Source organism: Lysobacter hankyongensis (genome assembly GCF_039543145.1).
GTDB lineage: Bacteria > Pseudomonadota > Gammaproteobacteria > Xanthomonadales > Xanthomonadaceae > Lysobacter_I > Lysobacter_I hankyongensis.
In genome coordinates this window covers 440,664-459,133 of sequence record NZ_BAABJE010000005.1, presented here as the reverse complement: position 1 = coordinate 459,133, position 18,470 = coordinate 440,664, and the positions used below count along the sequence as shown (strand labels likewise).

The window sequence follows — 18,470 nt, the reverse complement described above, 5'->3', positions numbered from 1 at the left end:
CCATGCGTTTCATCGCTTGCCTGAACTTCGACGGCAACTGCCGCGCCGCCTTCGATCTGTACCGCGAGGTGTTCCGCGGCGAGATCGTCATGCGCATGACCTACGGCGACTCGCCGATGTGCGACCAGATTCCCGTCGACAGCCGCAACCGCATCATGCACTGCCAGCTGGAGGCCGCCGGTGCGGTGCTGATGGGCGCCGACGGTCCGCCACCGCATCACGCCTCCGGCCAGGGCACCTGCGTCAACGTCGACGTGGACAGCATCGAGGAGGCCGAGCGCATCTACGCCGCGCTGTCCGCGGGTGGCGAGGTGCAGATGCCGCTGCAGGAAACCTTCTGGGCGCACCGCTGGGGCGCGTTCACCGACCGCTTCGGCAAGCCGTGGATGGTCAACTGCATGAAGCAGCCCGACTGACCCCGCATCCGCAACGCACAGGATCTTCATCATGCCGACTTCGCTTTTCGTCAATCTCCCCATCGCCGACCTGCGGCGTTCGATCGATTTCTTCTCGGCGCTGGGTTTCGCGTTCAATCCGAAGTTCAGCAACGAGGACGCCACCTGCCTGGTGATCTCGGAACACATCCAGGTGATGCTGCTGACCACGCCGTTCTTCGCCGGTTTCACCCGCAAACCGGTCGCCGACGCCCATGCCGCCACCGAAGTGCTGCTGGCGCTGTCCTGCGAATCGCGCGGGGAGGTCGACGCGCTGGTGGCGAAGGCGGTGGCCGCCGGCGCGGCGACGCCGATGGCGGTGCAGGACCACGGTTTCATGTATCAGCACGGCTTCGAGGATCTCGACGGACACCTGTGGGAGGTGTTCTGGATGAACGAAGCCGAATTCCAGCAGTCCTGAAGCACGATCGCTTCATTCACTTCGAGGAGACAGACCATGCCCTACGTCGACGGATTCGTCCTGCCCGTGCCGAAGAAGAATCTCGCCGCCTATCGCGCCATCGCCCGCAAGGCCGGGAAGATCTGGATGGAATACGGCGCGCTCGAGTACTACGAATGCGTGGAGGACGACGTGAAGCCGGGCAAGCACACGTCGTTCCCGCAGGCGGTGAAACTCAAGCCCGATGAGGTGGTGGTGTTCTCGTGGATCGTCTACAAGTCGCGCGCGCAGCGCGACAGGATCAACGCGAAGGTGATGGCCGACCCGCGCATGTCCGCGATCTGCCCGCCCGGCAAGATGCCGTTCGACGGCAAGCGCATGTTCTGGGGCGGGTTCAAACCCATCGTCCAGATCTGAGGGCGGATGCGAGTGCGGGTGCGGGCGCGACGACCGGCGTGCATTCCGCAATGGCTTGCGGCCTCGCGGCGGCGGTGGTGTCATCGCCGCCGATGACCGACGAACGCCTGCACCGGACCCTGGACGCGCTGTGGCGGATGGAATCGCCGCGGCTGGTGGCGCGCATCGCGCGCATGACCGGCGACGTCGGCGTGGCGGAGGAGCTGACGCAGGACGTGCTGCTCTCCGCGCTGGAACGCTGGCCGGCCGACGGCATGCCCGACAACCCCGCCGCCTGGCTGATGACCGCGAGCAAGCGCCGCGCCATCGATCACCTGCGCCAGCGCGCGCTGCATGCGCGCAAGCAGGTCGAGTTCGGCCTCGAACTGGAGGCGCAGGGGAAGGACATGCAGGACGATCACGCCGCGCGCGACGCGGACGACGACATCGGCGACGACCTGCTGCGGCTGATGTTCGTGGCCTGCCATCCGGTGCTGCCGTCGGAATCGCGGGTGGCCCTGACCCTGCGCCTGCTCGGCGGCCTGAGCACCACCGAGATCGCGCGCGCGTTCCTGCAGCCGGAACCGACGGTGGCGCAGCGCATCGTGCGCGCCAAGCGCACGCTGGCCGAGAAACAGGTGCCGTTCGAGGTGCCGCGCCGGGCGGAGCTGGGCGAACGGCTGGGCGCGGTGCTGGAAGCGATCTATCTGGTGTTCAACGAAGGCTACGCCGCCAGCGCCGGCGAGGACTGGATGCGGCCGGGCCTATGCGACGAGGCGCTGCGGCTCGGACGCGTGCTCGCCGGCCTGCTGCCGGACGAAAGCGAAGTCTTCGGCCTGCTCGCGCTGATGGAACTGCAGGCCTCGCGCGCGAAGGCGCGCGTCGCCGTCGACGGCAGTCCGATCCTGCTGATGGACCAGGACCGTCATCGCTGGGATCGGCTGCAGATCCAGCGCGGCCTCGCCGCACTGGAGCGCGCGCAGCGGCTCGCCGCGGGCGGCGCACCGGGCAGCTATGCCCTGCAGGCCGCGATCGCCGCCTGCCACGCCCGCGCCCGCCGCGCGCAGGACACCGACTGGCCGCGGATCGCCGCGCTGTATGCGGTGCTGGCCCGGGTCGCGCCCTCGCCGGTGATCGAACTCAATCGCGCGGTGGCGGTGGCGCGCGCCGAGGGCCCGGCCGCGGCGCTGCCGCTGGTCGACGCGCTGCGCAACGCGCCGCAGCTGCGCGACTACGGCCTGCTGCACGCGGTCCGCGCCGATCTGCTGCTGCAGCTCGGACGTCGCGACGAAGCCCGGATCGCGTTCGAACGCGCCGCGGACCTCGCCGGCAACGCGCGCGACCGCGCCTTGATGCGCGACCGGGCGGCGGCCTGTACGGCCGCGCACGACTGACATCGGAAAGTTCCGCGTCCATCGTGTCGACGGATCGCATGGTTCGTTCCATTTCGTCGCAAGCGCGAACGATTCTCGCGCGATGCGCCGAATCGTCATGATTTCGACAAGCCCGCGTTAACTTCGCGTCAAACGCGTGCGCGTCGTCTCATCGCGCGGCGATGGGCATACGGATTCCGAAGCATTCGCTTACATCGGCCTAACAATCGGCTCATCGATGCTTAATCGGCGGTGGACAGCATGCGTCCACATGACACCGACCACCTTTCCCGCCACGCTGCGACGCACGCGCACCCTCGATGGCCGCGCCTTCACCGATGGCGCCCTGATCGATCCCGGCGATCCGCGCCGCGCCGACACCGAGGCCTTCATCGCCCAGGTCTATCGCGCGCGTTACGACGCACGGCTGACCGCGTTCCTGCCGCATCTGCTCGCCTTCCGCAATGCCGCCGGCGGCCTGCAGGCTGCGGTCGGATTGCGCTGCGGCCACGAGGGCCCGCTGTTCGTCGAGCAGTATCTCGACGGCAGCGCCGAGGACGCCATCGCCGCGGTCGTCGGTCGCGGGGTGACGCGCGACCGGCTGGTGGAAGTGGGCAATTTCGGCGCGCTCTCCAGCGGCGACGCGCGCGAGCTGATCCTGCATCTCACCCACTGGCTGCACGCGGCGGGCTTCCGCTGGGTGCTGTTCGCGGCCACCCGGCAACTGCGCAACGCTTTCGACCGCCTGCACCTGGCCACGGTGACTCTGGCCGATGCCGACGCCTCGCGGCTCGATGGCGACGGCAACGCCTGGGGTCGTTACTACGAAACGCAGCCGCAATTGCTGTTCGGCGACATCGCCGCCGGTCACGCCTATCTCGAACGGACGCAGCGGTTGCCCGACGCATCCCCGAGCTGGCCGGCGATGTTCTCTTTCGCGGGGGCGCTGTGAACGATTTCGCGACCCTGATCGAACGTCTCGACGGCCCCGCGCCGCGGGTGCGCTGGCGCGATGGCGCGTGGACCGACGCCGAACTCGGCGCGCAGGTGCGCGCCTTCGCCGATGCGCTCGAAGCCTCAGGCGCGCAGCGCATCGCCAGCCGGCTCGACAACGGGCCCGCGTGGCTCGCGCTGGATCTCGCGATCCGCCGGCTCGGCCGGGTGCACGTGCCGCTGCCGACGTTCTTCTCTCCGGCGCAGACGATGCATGCGCTGATCGGCAGCGGCGCCGACGCGCTGGTGGTGCCGGCCAACGCGCCGCTGCCGGAGACGTTCGCGACGGCACCGGCGGTCGCGCTCGGCGATGCGCTGACCCTGCTGCGGCTGTTGCCGCTGTCGACCACGCTGCCCGCCGGCACCGCCACCATCACCTACACCTCCGGCACCACCGGCGCGCCGAAAGGCGTGTGTCTCGATGCCGGCGCGCTGTACGCCGTGGCCGCATCGCTGGCCGAGGCCGCGGCGCCGCTGTCGCCGACGCGGCATCTGTGCCTGATGCCGCTGTCGACGCTGCTGGAGAACGTCGCCGGCCTCTACGCCGCGCTGATCTCCGGCGCCGAGATCGCGGTGCCGCCGCTGGCCGAAGTCGGCTACACCGGTGCCGCCGGCCTCGATGTGCCGACGCTCCTCGCCTGCCTGCATCGCTATCGCCCGGAGAGCGCGATCCTGTTGCCGCAACTGCTGCTGGCGCTGGTGATGGCCGCCGAACAGGGCGCGCAACTGCCGGATTCGCTGAAGTTCCTCGCGGTCGGCGGCGGCCGCGTCGGACCGGCGCTGATCGCGCGCGCCGAAGCCCTGGGCCTGCCGGTGTACGAAGGCTATGGCCTCAGCGAATGCGCCTCGGTGGTCTGCCTCAACCGTCCGGGCGCGCAGCGCGCCGGCAGCGTCGGCAAGCCGCTGCCGCACGCGACGGTGACCGTGCGCGACGGCGAACTGTTCGTCGAAGGCGTGCGTTGCCTCGGCTATCTCGGCGAGGACGGTCCGGCCGCCGACGCGCTTGCGAACGGCAGGGTCGCCACCGGCGACCTCGGCCATGTCGACGCCGACGGTTTCGTCCACATCACCGGCCGCCGCAAGAACGTCTTCATCACCTCGTTCGGCCGCAACGTCTCGCCCGAATGGGTGGAGAGCGAACTGCTGCAGCATCCGGCGTTCGCGCAGGCGGTGGTGTACGGCGAAGCGCGGCCGTTCAACGTCGCGATCGTGTGGCCGCGCCGCGCCGATCTCGACGACAGCGCGCTGCGACAGGCGCTGGACGGAATCAACCGCGGTCTGCCCGACTACGCCCAGGTCCGCGACATCGTCCGCGCCGACGCCCCGTTCTCCTTCGCCGACGGCCTGCTGACCAGCAACGGCCGGCCGCGCCGCGACGCCATCCTCGCGCGCTACCGCGACGCCGTCGCGTCGCGCTACGCCGACGCATCCGCTTCCTCGTCGGCATCCATCGTTCCCCTTTCATCGTTGTCCGGAGTCGACGCATGACCTCGCCCGCTCTTCCCTTTCACGACCGTCTGCTGGCCGAGACCGTGCGCGAACGCAACGCGCTGATCGCCATCCCGATCATCCAGGAGGCGCTGGCCGGTCGCATCGCGCTGGACGACTACACCGCCTTCCTCACCCAGGCCTTCCATCACGTGCGTCACACCGTGCCGCTGCTGATGGCCTGCGGCGGACGCCTGCCGGCGCGTCTGGAATGGCTGCGTACGGCGGTGGGCGAATACATCGAAGAGGAAATGGGCCACCACGAGTGGATCCTCGACGATCTGCAAGCCTGCGGCGCCGACCGCGCCGCGATCGCCGGCGGCGAACCGTCGGAAGCCACCGAACTGATGATCGCCTACGCCTACGACACCATCGCCCGCGGCAATCCGGTCGGTTTCTTCGGCATGGTGCTGGTGCTGGAAGGCACCAGCGTGGCGCTGGCCACGCGCGCCGCCGAAACCATCGAGCACACGCTGGGCCTGCCGCGCAACGCCTTCAGCTATCTGCGTTCGCACGGCGATCTCGACATCGAGCACACCGGCTTCTACGAGCAGTTGATGAATCGGCTGGAGCACGAGGACGATCGCTGCGCGGTGATCCACGCCGCGAAACGCTTCTACAAGCTGTACGGCGACGTGTTCCGCACGCTGCGCGACGGCCGCGACGCGCTGGCGGAGGCCGCATGATCGCGCTGACCGACCGCACCGTGCTGCTGACCGGCGCCAGCGGCGGCATCGGCAGCGCGCTGTGCGACGCGCTGGTGGCCGCGGGCGCGCGCGTCGTCGCGATCGGTCGCGACGATGCCCGCCTGAACGCCATCGTCGCGCGCCATCCCTCCGGACGCGTGGCGCCGCTGGTCGCGGACCTGGCCACCGACGCCGGGCGCGCGCATCTGGTCGCCGTGGCGGGCACGCTGCAACGTCCGCCGTCGCTGCTGGTGCTGGCCCATGCGCAGAGCGCGTTCGGCCTGTTCGAGGATCAGTCGCCGGAGGCGCTGCGCGCACTGATCGACACCAATCTCACCGCACCGATGCTGTTGATCCATGCACTGCTGCCGATGCTGAAACGGCACGAACAGGCGGCGGTGGTCGCGGTCGGTTCGACCTTCGGCAGCCTCGCGTTTCCGGGCTTCGCCGCGTACAGCGCGACCAAGTTCGGGCTGCGCGGGCTGATGGAAGGGCTGGCGCGCGAGCATGCCGACAGCGGCCTGCGTTTCCAGTATCTGTCGCCGCGCGCCACCCGCACCGCGTTCAACACGCCGCAGGTGGACGCGATGAACCGCGAGATGAAGGTCGCGCAGGACGAGCCCGCGGACGTCGCCGCGCAGCTCGTCGCCGCCATCGCCAGCGGCCGGTCGCGGCTGCAGCTCGGTTGGCCGGAAAAGCTGTTCGCGCGCCTCAACGGCGCGCTGCCCGGTCTGGTCGACCGCAACCTCAAATCCCAACTGTCCATCGTGCGTCGCCACGCCCGCGCGTGATGCGGCCGCACATCCCGTTCCAAGGAGAATCGTCATGATCGTGTCGCGCTTTCACCCGTCCGGCTTTCGCCAGTCCCGTCTCCGCCAGCGCCTGCTCGCCGCCGCGCTCGGCGCCGCCTGTCTCACCGCCGCCGCCTTCGCCATCGCTGGCGATCCCTCGCCGCAGGTCGTCGCCGTGCGCGACCGCTGGGCCGAGGTGAACTACAGCACCCCGAAAGCGCAGCGCGAGGCCGCGTTCGAAGCCTTGGCCAAACAGGCCGCGGCGGCGCGCTCCGCGCAGCCGAAGGACGCCAACGCACTGGTCTGGGAAGGCATCGTGCTGTCCAGCTACGCCGGCGAACGCGGCGGACTCGGCGCGATGGGTCTGGCCAAACAGGCCAAGGCCGATTTCGAACAGGCGATCAAACTCGATCCGAACGCCCTCGACGGGTCCGCCTACACCAGTCTGGGCGTGCTGTATTACCAGGTGCCGGGCTGGCCGATCGGTTTCGGCGACGACGACAAGGCGCGCGAGCTGCTGCGCAAGGGCCTGCAGGCGAACCCCAACGGCATCGACAGCAATTATTTCTACGGCGATTTCCTGCATCGCCAGGGCGACTGGAAGGGTGCCGCCGCGGCGCTGGAAAAGGCCCTCGCCGCTCCGGCCCGACCCGGCCGCGAACTCGCCGATCAGGGCCGCCGCAAGGAGGTCGCCGCGCTGCTGGCCAAGGTCCGCACCAAGCTTGCGGCGCGCTGAGCGCCGCTCCACACTGCGCGGATGCGCATCCTGCTGGTCGAAGACGACGAATCCCTGGGTGAAGGCCTCCGCACCGCGCTGCGACGCGCGGCCTTCACCGTCGACTGGCTGCGCGACGGCGCCAGCGCGCTGGCCGCGCTGAAGGACGGCGGCATCGACCTCACCGTGCTGGATCTCGGCCTGCCGAACATGGACGGCATGGAGGTGATCCGCCAGGCCCGTCGCGCCGGCGTGGACAGTCCGATCCTGGTGCTGAGCGCGCGCGAGCGCGCCAGCGACCGCACCCTCGGCCTCGATGCCGGCGCCGACGATTACCTCGGCAAACCCTTCGACACCCAGGAACTGCTCGCCCGCGCGCGCGCGCTGCTGCGGCGCACCGGCGGACGCGCGCAGCCGACGTTGCGCATCGGCGCGCTGGAACTCGATCCGGCGCGGCTGGACGTGGTGTGGCGCGGGAAATCGCTGGATCTGCCGCGACGCGAATTCGCCCTGCTGCGGCTGCTGATGGAACACCGCGGCCGGCCGATCTCGCGCGAATCCGCGCAGCAGCGGCTGTACGGCTGGGACGAGGACGTTGCCAGCAACGCGCTCGACGTGCATGTGCACGCGCTGCGCAAGAAGCTCGATCCCGCGCTGATCCGTACCCTCCGCGGCATCGGCTACGCACTGGACGAGAAAGTGGCGCAGGGCGACGCCGACGGCGCCACGCCGGCATGAGCGCGCACGACATCATCGGCGGCAGCGGGCCGCGTACCGACGCCCTCGCGACCGCGGTGTCTCCGCCCGGCATGATCTCGATCCGGCGCGCGCTGCTGCTGTCGATCCTCGGCATCACCACCCTGGTGCTGCTGGTGGCGGCCGCCTTCAGTTATCGCGCCGGCCTGCAGGAAGCGGGCGAACTGTTCGACGCGAAACTCGCGCATTCCTCGCGGGTGCTGATGAGTCTGGTCGACGAACCGCTGTCCGAGCTCGATGCGCGGCCGGACGACAGCGAAGCGCGGGTGATCGCGGTCTGGCATGGCCGCGCCGAAGGCAAGGGCGACGCGCTGGCGATGTCAGACGGCCATGCCTACGAAACCAAACTCGCGTTCCAGGTGCGCGACGCGCGCGGCACGCTGCTGCTGCGCTCCGACAGCGGCCCCGACCGTCGGCTGGCACCGCTGATCCCCGGGTTCGCCGATCAGATCATCGACGGCGAACACTGGCGCACCTTCACCCTGAAATCGCCGTCCGGCCACTGGTACCAGTCGGGCGAACTGTCCGCGATCCGCGAGGAAATCGCCGAGGAAATCGCGGTCGGCACGATGCTGCCGCTGCTCGCGGCGCTGCCGCTGCTCGCGGTGTTCGTCTGGTTCGCGGTGGGCTGGGCCTGCCGCAGCCTGCAGCGCGTCTCCGATGCGGTGGCGCTGCGCGCGCCCGAACGGCTGGAACCGATCCGGCTCGCGCGCGTACCGCGCGAGGTGTTCGGGCTGGTGCAGGCGGTGAACGGCCTGTTGGCGCGTCTCCAGAGCGGCCTCGCCCGCGAGCGCCGCTTCACCGCCGACGCCGCGCACGAACTGCGCACGCCGCTCGCCGCGCTGAAAGTGCACGCCTACAACCTGAATCATGCGAACGACGACGCGGAACGCGCGCAATCGCAGGCGCATCTCGATGCCGGCATCCTGCGCATGGAGCGCCTGGTCGCGCAATTGCTCGCGCTGAGCCGGATCGAAAGCGGCATGGTCGCGACCGCGCCGACCACGATCGACCTCGCCGACGTGGTCCGCCGCCACGAGCGCGATCTGGTCGCGCTGGGCGCGGCCGGCGACGGGCAGTTCCAGCTCGCACTCGACGCCACGAACGTGCCCGGCCACGCGTCCGTCATCGACGCGCTGGTGCGCAACCTGATCGACAACGCCGTGCGCTACACCCCGCCCGCCGGCCGCATCGCGGTGCGCGTCGGCCGCGACGGCGACCGCGCGACGCTGGTGGTCGAAGATGCAGGCCCGGGCATTCCCGAGCACGCGCGCGAACGCGTGTTCGAACGCTTCCACCGCGAACTCGGCACCGGCGTGGAAGGCAGCGGCCTGGGCCTCGCCATCGTCGCCGAGGCCCTGCAACTGCACGGCGGCAGCATCGCCCTCGACGCCTCTCCCACCCTCGGCGGCCTGCGCGCGACGGTCAGCCTGCCGGCGGCGTGACCGTACACCAGGCAGGCGTCGTTGATTCCCGTAGGAGCGGCTTCAGCCGCGAGCTTTTGCAAAAACTCGGCAGTACACCGTTGCTCCCTGTAGGAGCGACGCAAGTCGCGACGCTTTTTGCCTTTTCGAGCCGTCGGCGATCTCGTTGCCCGGGCAAGACCGAAGGCCGCACCCGGGCTACTCGTTAGGCAATGGGCCGGACCTTAATCAGGGTGTACTCGCCGTCTCCGGAGAGAGTGCCCCAATATCCGACATAAATCCAAATTTCTTTGAATGGATCGACTGTCTGAAGATTGTTAAGACTAGAAAGTATTTCATCACTAGTAAATGCGGTTGTCTGATCATCTATGACAAGTATCGTTTCCTCCTTGCCGCCGTGCCTCTTGCTTGCCTTCGCAGAAATAGCTACCGAGAGCAACGACTCGTAAGACTCTGCCGGCGGCGGCAATGACGATACGGTTATCATTTGTTTTTCGAAAAAAGAATTTTCCTCTCTTGAAAAATTCTCATCCTCCTCGCGCGGGAATAGCTTATCGAGCTTTTGTATTTTGTGAGGTGAAAGTTTCTTATTCAATTTGGCCGAAGAAAGCTCTCGCTCAGCACTTTCAAGCTCAAATAAACTTTTGTTATCGGCGATTGAAGTGATCTCAACATTGAAGTTTTCGCCACCCTCAATTTCCAATGCGAAATCCCATGGTGCGTCGCGAGATAGTATGTTTACACCGCAATCGCGCTGATAGATCAGTGGCAAGTACTTTTTAAGGAAGTGAGTGAGAATGATTTCCTCTCTATCTCGCTGATCGACAACATGAAGCCTCACGAGTGCAAGACTAGTTCCATCTCGTTCAATTCTTACCAGCACGCGACTGTTCTGATTTCCCTGTGTGTCAGGAAGCATTGGCTGAAAATGTGAGTGATTTTTTCCCATCCCCTAATTAGATCCGATACCCCGTATGGATCGCCACGATCCCCGCGGACAGATTCTTGTACGAGCAACGCTCGAAGCCGGCGGTCTGCATCATGCCCTTGAGCTGATCCTGCGGCGGATGCTTGCGGATCGATTCGGCGAGGTACTGGTAGCTGTCGCTGTCCTTCGCGAACAGCTGCCCAAGCCGGGGCAGGATCTTGAACGAATGGAAGTCGTAGATCGGCTTGAACCATTCGGCGGTGACTTCGGAGAACTCCAGCACGCGCGCCTGGCCGCCGACGCGGAGCACGCGGTGCATCTCGCGCAGCGCGGCGTCCTTGTCGGTGACGTTGCGCAGACCGAAGGCGATGGTGACCAGATCGAAACTGCCATCGGGAAACGGCAATTTCTCGGCGTTGCACTGCACGTATTCGAAACCGCGGACGTTGCCGCGGTCGGTCATGCGGTCGCGGCCGACGCGCAGCATCGCGCCGTTGATGTCGCCGAGCACGACACACCCTTGAGAAGCCGCGCCTTCGTCGCCGACGCGGTCCTTCAGCAGCGCGGCGATGTCGCCGGTGCCGCCGGCGAGATCCAGCACGCGGTCGCCCGGGCGCACCTGCGCGGTGGCGACGAAATAGCGCTTCCAGACCCGATGGATGCCGAGGCTCATCAGGTCGTTCATCAGGTCGTAGTTGCCGGCGACCGAGGAGAACACCTGGCCGACGAGCTTCTGCTTCTCGGCGACGGGCACGTCGCGGAAGCCGAAGTGGGTGGTGTCGCCGGAGGCTGTCCGGTCGGTGTCGGGCTGGTCGGGCGTGTCGGACGGATTCATGGCGGCAGTTTACCGCGCCGGCCCCGGGGAGACCCGGGAGGCCGCCGCCGCGGGCGGCCCGGCACGCCCGCGACCGCCGCGGTGCGGGCCGGGGCCGGGCTCAAAGCATCACGACCCGACGCACGCAGCTGTGCGTGATGCGCTCGGGACTGTCGTCGGCCTCGCCGCGGGTGTAGACGGTGACGCTCAGTTCGCCGCGCTCGAAATCGTCGTGCAGCACGCGCCCGTGTTCGCCGTGGACGGTCTCGCGGCTGAAGCCCATCGCGGCGAGTTCGGCGGCGAAGCGGTCGAAGTCGATGGCGCAGATCGCGGTCGCGGGGGGATGCGCGCCGGGCGGATCGGGCACGAACGCGAATTCGAAGCGCGGGCCATGCGGATGGCCGGGGTCCCATTCGAACGATGTCGACCACTCGCGGCTCAGGCGTTCGCCGAAGCCGAGCCGGTTCTCGTCTCTGTCGAAGGACACGCCGAAGGCGGTGCGCAGACGGGCGGCATCGATCCCGGCGACGCTGTCGAGGCCGCGGATCAGCGCCAGCAGCCGGAGCAGGCACTGCTCCGCGTCGAGGGTGGGGGCGAACGGCATCGGGGGGACCTCCATGGTCGGGGGCGACGGCGCGCAAACCATACCGTCTCTCCGCGCCGCGCGCACCCGCGACGTCGCGGAACATGATCGCGGTCAAATCGCGCCCCCCGGCCCGCGCGATACTGGCCTCGTCTCTCAGGGGGGAGGCCCGCATGACACTCGAACCGTCCGTACCGGCGGCGCCGCTGTTGATCGACAGCGACGTCGCACTCGACCGCTATCTCCAGACCTATTCGAAGGTCGCCTTCGCCGACGGCGGTGCGGAAGGCGGCATCGACCTGCCCACCTGGCAGGCGCAGGGCGACGACGCCATCGAACGCAGCTGGGAGGTCGCGCGCACCCTCGGCCTGCCGCTGGCGCGGCTGGCGCACCTGCAGCCCGACCCGAAGGCCATCGCCCTGATCGGCCCGGACATGGCGCGGCAACTGCGCGCGGTGCCGCTGCGCGCCCTCGGCGGGGTGATCGCGGTGGCGATGGAGGACCCGGGCACCCATCAGGTGCAGGGCATGCTCGACTTCCTCAGCCGCGACCGCGTGATCCCGGTGGTGTCGACGCCGCGCGACATCCGCGACGGCATCGCGCATTACTACGACCGCGTCGAGGACCGCGACGTCGCGATGCAGCTGGGCATCGATCCCGAATCGCAGGGCGGCGAGACCAATCCGGTGGAAGCGCAGCGGCTGGCGAAGGAACGGCCGGTGGTGCGGATCGTGCAGACCCTGATCGCGGACGCGGTGACGCGGCGCGCGTCGGACATCCATCTGCGCCCGGGCGAACGCGGCACCGAAGTGCTGTACCGGATCGACGACGAACTGGTGCCGGTGCGGCAACTGCTGCGCGCGCTGCATCCCGCGGTGGTCGGGCGGATCAAGGTGCTGGCGGCGATGAACCTGGCCGAACATCGCCGTCCGCAGGACGGCCGCACCACCTTCGCGCTGGACGACGGGCGCAAGGTCGATCTGCGCATTTCGGTGCTGCCGTCGGTGTTCGGCGAAAGCGTGGTGGTGCGCCTGCTCGACACCAACGAAAGCCTGTGGAACCTCGAACAGCTGGGGCTCACGCCGGAAGACCGGCAGCGCATCGACGACGTGATGGACAGCAGCCACGGCATGTTCCTCACCACCGGGCCGACCGGCTGCGGCAAGTCCACCACGCTGTACGCGATGCTGCTGGAGATGCGCAAGCGCCGCATCAACATCCTCACCATCGAGGACCCGGTGGAATTCCACATCGAGGACATCCAGCAGATGCAGGTGAACCGCGCCACCGGGTTCACCTTCGCCAGCGCGATGCGCAATTTCCTGCGCCACGATCCCGACGTGATCATGGTCGGCGAGATCCGCGACCGCGAGACCGCCGACATCGCGGTGGAAAGCGCGCTCACCGGGCATCTGATGCTGAGCACGCTGCACACCAACACCGCCGCGACCACGGTGACGCGGCTGCTCGATCTGGGCGTCGAGGCCTATCTGCTGCGCGCGTCGCTGCTGGCGGTGATGTCGCAGCGGCTGGTGCGGCTGACCTGCCCGCACTGCCGCGAGATCGAGCGCGTGGAGCCGCACGTGCGTGAGCGTCTCGGCGTGGCCGACCATGAGGTCTTCCACATCGGCCACGGCTGCAGCCACTGCGAAGGCCTCGGCGTGTACAAGCGCCAGGCCGTGTACGAACTGATGATCGTCACCCAGAAGATCCGCAGCCTGATCGTGCCCGGCGCCGAGGCCGATGCGATCCACGCCGCCGCGATCGAAGGCGGCATGGTGCCGATCACCCAGGCCGCGGTGCGGCTGGCGCGCAGCGGCGCGATCTCGCTGGCCGAAGCGTGGCGGGTGCGGGCCGAGTAATCGAGACGCGCATAGGGTGCGCCCCGGCCTGAGGTATCCCCACTTTTTCCCTCAATGAATCATCGGGTTACGATGATTCTGGATACGACTGTCATCCAGAGCCGCAGGCGAGGGATCTGTTTGTGATCGATTCGAATCAAACTCGCTACGAAGGCTGACGGAACGATCTGCCGCACGGCCTTGGTTTCGCTCGCTGCCGCGAGCGAGTCACTTTTCTTTGCTTGTGCAAAGAAAAGTAACCCAAAGAAAGCACACCCCGTCGGTCGCGCCCGGCGCGTTGCGCCGGGTCCACGGTTTTCGCGGGGTTTTTCGACAGGACATCCGTGTCCTGTCGAAAAACGCGCGGCGTCCTGCCGCGCGCCCGCTGGGCCTGATCCGCGAAACCCGTCGCGACCAGGGGCCCCGGTAGATCAAGACCAGAACCGGATGACGAATACCTTCGGAACTGAGAAATCACTGTGCTTCATGAAAAATTCGTGGGGATACCTCAGGCCCCGGCGCACCGGACCATCGAAATGCCGGAATTCCGGGGCGCCGGGGCGCACCCCATGTCGGGACGACGATCAGAGGATGTAGCGCGACAGATCCGGATCCTGCACCAGCTCGCCGAGGTGCAGGTCGACGTAGGCGCGATCGATCGTGACCTTGGCGCCGCCGCGGTCCGGCGCCTCGTAGCTGAGCGTATCCAGCAGGCGTTCGAGGATCGTGTGCAGGCGACGCGCGCCGATGTTCTCCTGGCGCTCGTTGACGGTGGTGGCGATCTCGGCCAGGCGCTCGATGGCCTCGGGCGCGAAATCGAGTTCGACGCCTTCGGTCTTCAGCAGTTCGACGTACTGCAGCGTCAGCGAGGCCTTCGGCTCGGTGAGGATACGCACGAAATCCTGCTTGCCGAGCGCGCCGAGTTCGACCCGGATCGGGAAGCGGCCCTGCAGTTCGGGAATCAGGTCGCTGGGCTTGGCGAGGTGGAACGCGCCGCTGGCGATGAACAGGATGTGGTCGGTCTTCACCGCGCCGTACTTGGTGCTGACGGTGGAGCCTTCGACCAGCGGCAGCAGATCGCGCTGCACGCCCTCGCGGCTGACGTCGGCGCCGTGGCTCTCGGAGCGCTTGGCGACCTTGTCGATCTCGTCGATGAACACGATGCCGTGCTGCTCGCAGGCTTCGATCGCGGCCTCGCGCACGTCGTCCTCGTTCACCAGCTTCGCGGCTTCCTCCTCGATCAGCTGCACGCGCGCGGCGCGGATCGTGAGCTTGCGGGTGTGGGTCTTGCCGCCGGACAGATTCGAGAACATCTGCCGCAGCTGCTGGCCCATTTCCTCCATCCCGGGCGGCGCCATGATGTCGACGCCGACATTGACCGCGGTTTCGATCTCGATCTCGCGCTCGTCGAGTTCGCCCGCGCGCAGTTGCTTGCGGAATTTCGCGCGGGTCTCGCCGGCCTTGTCCTGGGTCTCGCCGCTGCCCACGTCCAGCACGCCGGCGCCGGGCTCGGATGCGCCGAAACCGAAGGTGTTGGCGGGCGCGCGACGCGGCAGCAGCGCATCGAGGATGCGGTCCTCGGCGCGCGCTTCGGCCTGCGCGCGCACGCGGGCCTTGGCCTGTTCGCGATACATCTTCACCGCGGTGTCGGCGAGATCGCGCACGATCTGCTCCACGTCCTTGCCGACGTAGCCGACTTCGGTGAAGCGCGTGGCCTCGACCTTCACGAACGGCGCGTTCGCCAGCGTCGCGAGGCGGCGCGCGATTTCGGTCTTGCCGACGCCGGTGGGGCCGATCATCAGGATGTTCTTCGGCATCACCTCATTGCGCAGCGCGTCGTCGAGCTGCATGCGCCGCCAGCGGTTGCGCAGGGCGATGGCGACCGCGCGCTTCGCCGCGCTCTGGCCGACGATGTGGCGATCGAGTTCCTGCACGATCTCTCGGGGGGTCATCGTGCTGTTGGCGTGTTCGGTCTTGTTGGGCATGGCTCGAATTCTTCGAATGCGACAGGAATCGCGGTGGTTTCGTAGGAGGGCCTTCAGGCCCGAGACTCGCGGCTGAAGCCGCTCCTACAGAAAAAATCAGAGTTCTTCGACGACGATGTTGCGATTGGTGTAGATGCACACGTCGCCGGCGATCTTCAGCGATTCGACCGCGATGTCGTGCGCGTTCATCTCGGTGTGGGCCAGCAGCGCGCGCGCCGCGGACAGCGCGTACATGCCGCCGGAGCCGATCGCGACCAGACCGTCTTCGGGCTCGATCACGTCGCCGGTGCCGCTGACGATCAGCGAGGTTTCGCGATCGGCCACCGCGAGCAGCGCTTCGAGCTTGCCGAAGCGGCGCTCGGTGCGCCAATCCTTCGCCAGTTCCACCGCGGCGCGGGTGAGCTGGCCGTGTTTCTCCAGCTTGGATTCGAACAACTCGAACAGGGTGAACGCATCGGCGGCGGCGCCGGCGAAACCCGCCAGCACCTGGCCGTCGCGGCCGAGCCGGCGCACCTTGCGCGCGTTGGATTTCATCACCGTGTGGCCGAGCGTGACCTGGCCGTCGCCGGCCACGACCACGCGGCCGTTGCGGCGCACCGACACGATGGTGGTGGCGTGGAAGGTGTTGGGATTCTGGCTGGGGTCCATGCGGCCTCCGGGGTGTCCACCGGTTGTGGGGGCCGGTCCGCACCCGTGCAAGGGGTGACCGATGACCCATCGTTCATCCACGCGGTAGAGCGGACTTCAGTCCGCTGCTCTGCGCCGGGGAAAGCAGCGGCCTGGTTTTCAACAGTCGAATGACTGGTCAGGCCGCTCTACCGACAGACGATCAGCTTTTGCGCTTCGCCCGCGGATGCGCGCCGTCGTAGACCTTGGCGAGGTGCTGGTAGTCGAGGTGCGTGTAGATCTGGGTGGTGGCGATGTCGGCGTGGCCGAGCAGTTCCTGCACGCCGCGCAGGTCGCCGGACGATTCGAGCACGTGGCTGGCGAACGAATGCCGCAGCAGATGCGGATGCACGCGCTTGAACAGGCCCTGCCGCTGCGCGAGCTGGCGCAGGCGGATCTGCACCGCGCGCGCGCCGATCGGCGCACCGCCGCGCCCCGGGAACACCGCGCCGTCGGCCTGGCCCTGCGATTCGCGGCGCCAGTCGTCCAGCGCCTTGCGCGCATGCGAACCCACCGGCACGCTGCGCTGCTTGCCGCCCTTGCCGAGCACGGTGACCAGGCCGTCGGCGAGATCGAGATCGCGCCAGCGCAGCGCGCACAGTTCGCTCAGGCGCAGGCCGGAGCTGTAGAACAGTTCCAGCATCGCGCGGTCGCGCAGACCCAGCGGCGCATCGGTCGGCAGTTCGACCAGTTGCACCGCTTCGTCGACATCGAGCACCTGCGGCAGTTTGCGCGGCGCCTTCGGCGCGCGAATGCCGGCCGCCGGACTGGCGGCGATGCGGCCATGCTTCACCAGCCAGCGATAGAAGCTGCGGCAGGCGGACAACCGGCGCTGCAGGCTTTTCGGCGACATGCCGCGCCGGTGTTCGGCGGCGATGAAGGCGCGCAGCTGTTCGGCATGCAGCGCCTCGGGATCGGCGATGCCCTGCGCCGCGGCCCAGGCCGCGAGCGCATCGAGATCGCGCCGATAGGCATCGAGCGTGTGCGCGGACATCCGCCGCTCGATCTGCAGATGGGCGAGGAAATCGGCGATCGGCGCGCCTGCAGACACGCTCACGGTCGCGCCCACACCTGCATCAGACCCTGCAGATGCACGAGGCCGATACCGAGGCAGATCGCGGAACTCCACCACCAGAAGGCGACGCCGGCAGGCGCGCCGAAGGCCGCATACAGCGCGCCGCCCACGCCGCGCAGCAGGAACACCGCAGTGATCGCGCACACGCCGATGCGCAGCAGCGGCAATTCAGCGATCGCGCCCGCGGCGGACAACGCGTACAGCGCCCACACCGACAGCACGATCGCGATGCCCGACGTGACGACGATCGGGCGCCAGTCGCCCGCTTCGGAGAGCCGCGCCATGCGTTCGCCCGCGCCGAAGAAGCGATACCACGCGGCGCCGAAAACGATGCAGCCGACATGCAGCAGCGCCGCCATCGCATCGAGCGCGGCGGCGACCAGCAGCCATGCATTCGGGGTGGGCGACATGGTGGGAGCGTCGCCTCCGGATCAGCCGTCGAACCGGCCCATCGCCGCGGCGAAGGCTTCGCCCATCATCCGCAGGAACAGCGTGCCCATGCCCGGAAAGAAGCGGTTGGGATCGCGGCTGCCGACCGCGATCAGACCGACGCCCGGCAGCGGCAGCAGCGCGCTGGACTGCACGTCTTCCGCGCGCAGGCCGTACAGCAGCGCGTTCTTCTCCGGCTGCAGGCGGCCGCAGATCGGCTCGCCGTCCTTCAGGCAATCGCGGAACGGCGACAGCCGCGCGTCCGCTTCGGGCAGCGTCTGCAACCAATCCGTATCTTCCAGGCCCGCGATCGGCACGAACAACACCATCCGCACCAGATCGCCGTTGAAATCCTCCGCCAGGCTGGCGGCCATCGCGCGCACGGTGGCGGCGGCGTTGTCCTGTTTCATCAGCGCCAGGGTCAGCTGGTGCGTGCGCACGGCGAGCCGCTCGTTCTCCTGCGCGTTGCCGAACAACTCGTGCAGGCGCCGCGAAAGTTCGCGGTTCTTGTCGCGCAGGATGTCCAGCTGATAGCTGGCCAGCGATGCCGCCGGGCCCTGCTCGCGCGGCACCACGAGGCTCAGCGCGAGATCCGGAAACTGCTGCAGGAAATTCGGGTGCCGGCGCAGCCAGGCAGCGATTTCGTGGGCGCCGATCCTGTCTTTGTCGAATTTGTCTTTGTCGTACATCGGA

The 18,470-nt window shown here is 68.1% G+C and carries 20 protein-coding genes; 12 read left to right on the top strand and 8 right to left on the bottom strand.

Annotated features, from left to right (window positions below; all coding sequences use genetic code 11):
• Positions 1-2: 2 nt before the first annotated feature.
• The 11 genes from ABD974_RS07995 (at position 3) to ABD974_RS07945 (ending at position 9,477) form a co-directional block, all read left to right on the top strand.
• Positions 3-416, top strand: a complete 414-nt coding sequence (locus ABD974_RS07995) for a VOC family protein (protein ID WP_345302770.1) — start codon at positions 3-5, stop codon at positions 414-416.
• A gap of 31 nt (positions 417-447) precedes the next feature.
• The gene (locus ABD974_RS07990) at positions 448-855 is read left to right on the top strand and encodes a VOC family protein (RefSeq protein ID WP_345302769.1); all 408 of its coding nucleotides are present in this window, start codon (positions 448-450) and stop codon (positions 853-855) included.
• Between the two features lie 36 nt (positions 856-891).
• Positions 892-1,251 carry a DUF1428 domain-containing protein gene (locus tag ABD974_RS07985; RefSeq protein WP_345302768.1) on the top strand — a complete coding sequence of 120 codons (360 nt, stop codon included), beginning with the start codon at positions 892-894 and terminating at the stop codon, positions 1,249-1,251.
• 50 nt (positions 1,252-1,301) lie between these two features.
• Positions 1,302-2,624, top strand: coding sequence for an RNA polymerase sigma factor (locus ABD974_RS07980; protein ID WP_345302767.1), 1,323 nt, complete (start codon positions 1,302-1,304; stop codon positions 2,622-2,624).
• 250 nt (positions 2,625-2,874) lie between these two features.
• A complete protein-coding gene (locus ABD974_RS07975; protein WP_345302766.1) occupies positions 2,875-3,555 on the top strand; it encodes a thermostable hemolysin in 681 nt (226 codons plus the stop codon).
• Positions 3,552-5,084, top strand: a complete 1,533-nt coding sequence (locus tag ABD974_RS07970; RefSeq protein WP_345302765.1) for an AMP-binding protein — start codon at positions 3,552-3,554, stop codon at positions 5,082-5,084. The genes ABD974_RS07975 and ABD974_RS07970 overlap by 4 nt, the downstream gene beginning before the upstream one ends.
• On the top strand, positions 5,081-5,770 hold the full coding sequence (locus ABD974_RS07965) for an iron-containing redox enzyme family protein (RefSeq protein WP_345302764.1): 690 nt from the start codon (positions 5,081-5,083) through the stop codon (positions 5,768-5,770). Before ABD974_RS07970 ends, ABD974_RS07965 begins: the two co-directional genes overlap by 4 nt.
• Positions 5,770-6,561 carry an SDR family oxidoreductase gene (locus ABD974_RS07960; protein ID WP_345302802.1) on the top strand — a complete coding sequence of 264 codons (792 nt, stop codon included), beginning with the start codon at positions 5,770-5,772 and terminating at the stop codon, positions 6,559-6,561. The genes ABD974_RS07965 and ABD974_RS07960 overlap by 1 nt, the downstream gene beginning before the upstream one ends.
• A gap of 34 nt (positions 6,562-6,595) precedes the next feature.
• Positions 6,596-7,297 (top strand): tetratricopeptide repeat protein, encoded by a 702-nt coding sequence (locus ABD974_RS07955; protein ID WP_345302763.1) that lies wholly within the window; start codon positions 6,596-6,598, stop codon positions 7,295-7,297.
• A gap of 21 nt (positions 7,298-7,318) precedes the next feature.
• Positions 7,319-8,014, top strand: a complete 696-nt coding sequence (locus tag ABD974_RS07950) for a response regulator (protein ID WP_345302762.1) — start codon at positions 7,319-7,321, stop codon at positions 8,012-8,014.
• 92 nt (positions 8,015-8,106) lie between these two features.
• The gene (locus tag ABD974_RS07945) at positions 8,107-9,477 is read left to right on the top strand and encodes an ATP-binding protein (protein WP_345302801.1); all 1,371 of its coding nucleotides are present in this window, start codon (positions 8,107-8,109) and stop codon (positions 9,475-9,477) included.
• Positions 9,478-9,661: 184 nt separating this feature from the next.
• Here ABD974_RS07945 and ABD974_RS07940 read toward each other — a convergent pair whose 3' ends face one another.
• The 3 genes from ABD974_RS07940 to ABD974_RS07930 form a co-directional block, all read right to left on the bottom strand.
• Positions 9,662-10,339, bottom strand: coding sequence for a hypothetical protein (locus ABD974_RS07940; RefSeq protein ID WP_345302761.1), 678 nt, complete (start codon positions 10,337-10,339; stop codon positions 9,662-9,664).
• A 73-nt stretch (positions 10,340-10,412) separates the two neighbouring features.
• Positions 10,413-11,219: a bifunctional demethylmenaquinone methyltransferase/2-methoxy-6-polyprenyl-1,4-benzoquinol methylase UbiE gene (gene ubiE, locus ABD974_RS07935; RefSeq protein WP_345302760.1), complete on the bottom strand. Its 807-nt coding sequence runs from the start codon at positions 11,217-11,219 to the stop codon at positions 10,413-10,415.
• Between the two features lie 100 nt (positions 11,220-11,319).
• Positions 11,320-11,802 carry a hypothetical protein gene (locus ABD974_RS07930; RefSeq protein WP_345302759.1) on the bottom strand — a complete coding sequence of 161 codons (483 nt, stop codon included), beginning with the start codon at positions 11,800-11,802 and terminating at the stop codon, positions 11,320-11,322.
• Between the two features lie 152 nt (positions 11,803-11,954).
• On the opposite strand from ABD974_RS07930, the gene ABD974_RS07925 reads away from it, so the two are divergent.
• Positions 11,955-13,643 carry a GspE/PulE family protein gene (locus ABD974_RS07925; RefSeq protein WP_345302758.1) on the top strand — a complete coding sequence of 563 codons (1,689 nt, stop codon included), beginning with the start codon at positions 11,955-11,957 and terminating at the stop codon, positions 13,641-13,643.
• 563 nt (positions 13,644-14,206) lie between these two features.
• On the opposite strand, the gene hslU is transcribed toward ABD974_RS07925, so the two are convergent.
• From hslU to ABD974_RS07900, 5 genes are all read right to left on the bottom strand, one after another.
• The gene (gene hslU / locus ABD974_RS07920; RefSeq protein WP_486346766.1) at positions 14,207-15,574 is read right to left on the bottom strand and encodes an ATP-dependent protease ATPase subunit HslU; all 1,368 of its coding nucleotides are present in this window, start codon (positions 15,572-15,574) and stop codon (positions 14,207-14,209) included.
• A 129-nt stretch (positions 15,575-15,703) separates the two neighbouring features.
• A complete protein-coding gene (gene hslV / locus ABD974_RS07915; protein ID WP_345302756.1) occupies positions 15,704-16,255 on the bottom strand; it encodes an ATP-dependent protease subunit HslV in 552 nt (183 codons plus the stop codon).
• Positions 16,256-16,436: 181 nt separating this feature from the next.
• Positions 16,437-17,342 carry a tyrosine recombinase XerC gene (gene xerC, locus ABD974_RS07910; RefSeq protein WP_425562644.1) on the bottom strand — a complete coding sequence of 302 codons (906 nt, stop codon included), beginning with the start codon at positions 17,340-17,342 and terminating at the stop codon, positions 16,437-16,439.
• Positions 17,327-17,758, bottom strand: coding sequence for a hypothetical protein (locus ABD974_RS07905; RefSeq protein ID WP_345302754.1), 432 nt, complete (start codon positions 17,756-17,758; stop codon positions 17,327-17,329). Before ABD974_RS07905 ends, xerC begins: the two co-directional genes overlap by 16 nt.
• A gap of 21 nt (positions 17,759-17,779) precedes the next feature.
• Positions 17,780-18,466 carry a DUF484 family protein gene (locus ABD974_RS07900; protein WP_345302753.1) on the bottom strand — a complete coding sequence of 229 codons (687 nt, stop codon included), beginning with the start codon at positions 18,464-18,466 and terminating at the stop codon, positions 17,780-17,782.
• Between the last annotated feature and the right edge of the window lie 4 nt (positions 18,467-18,470).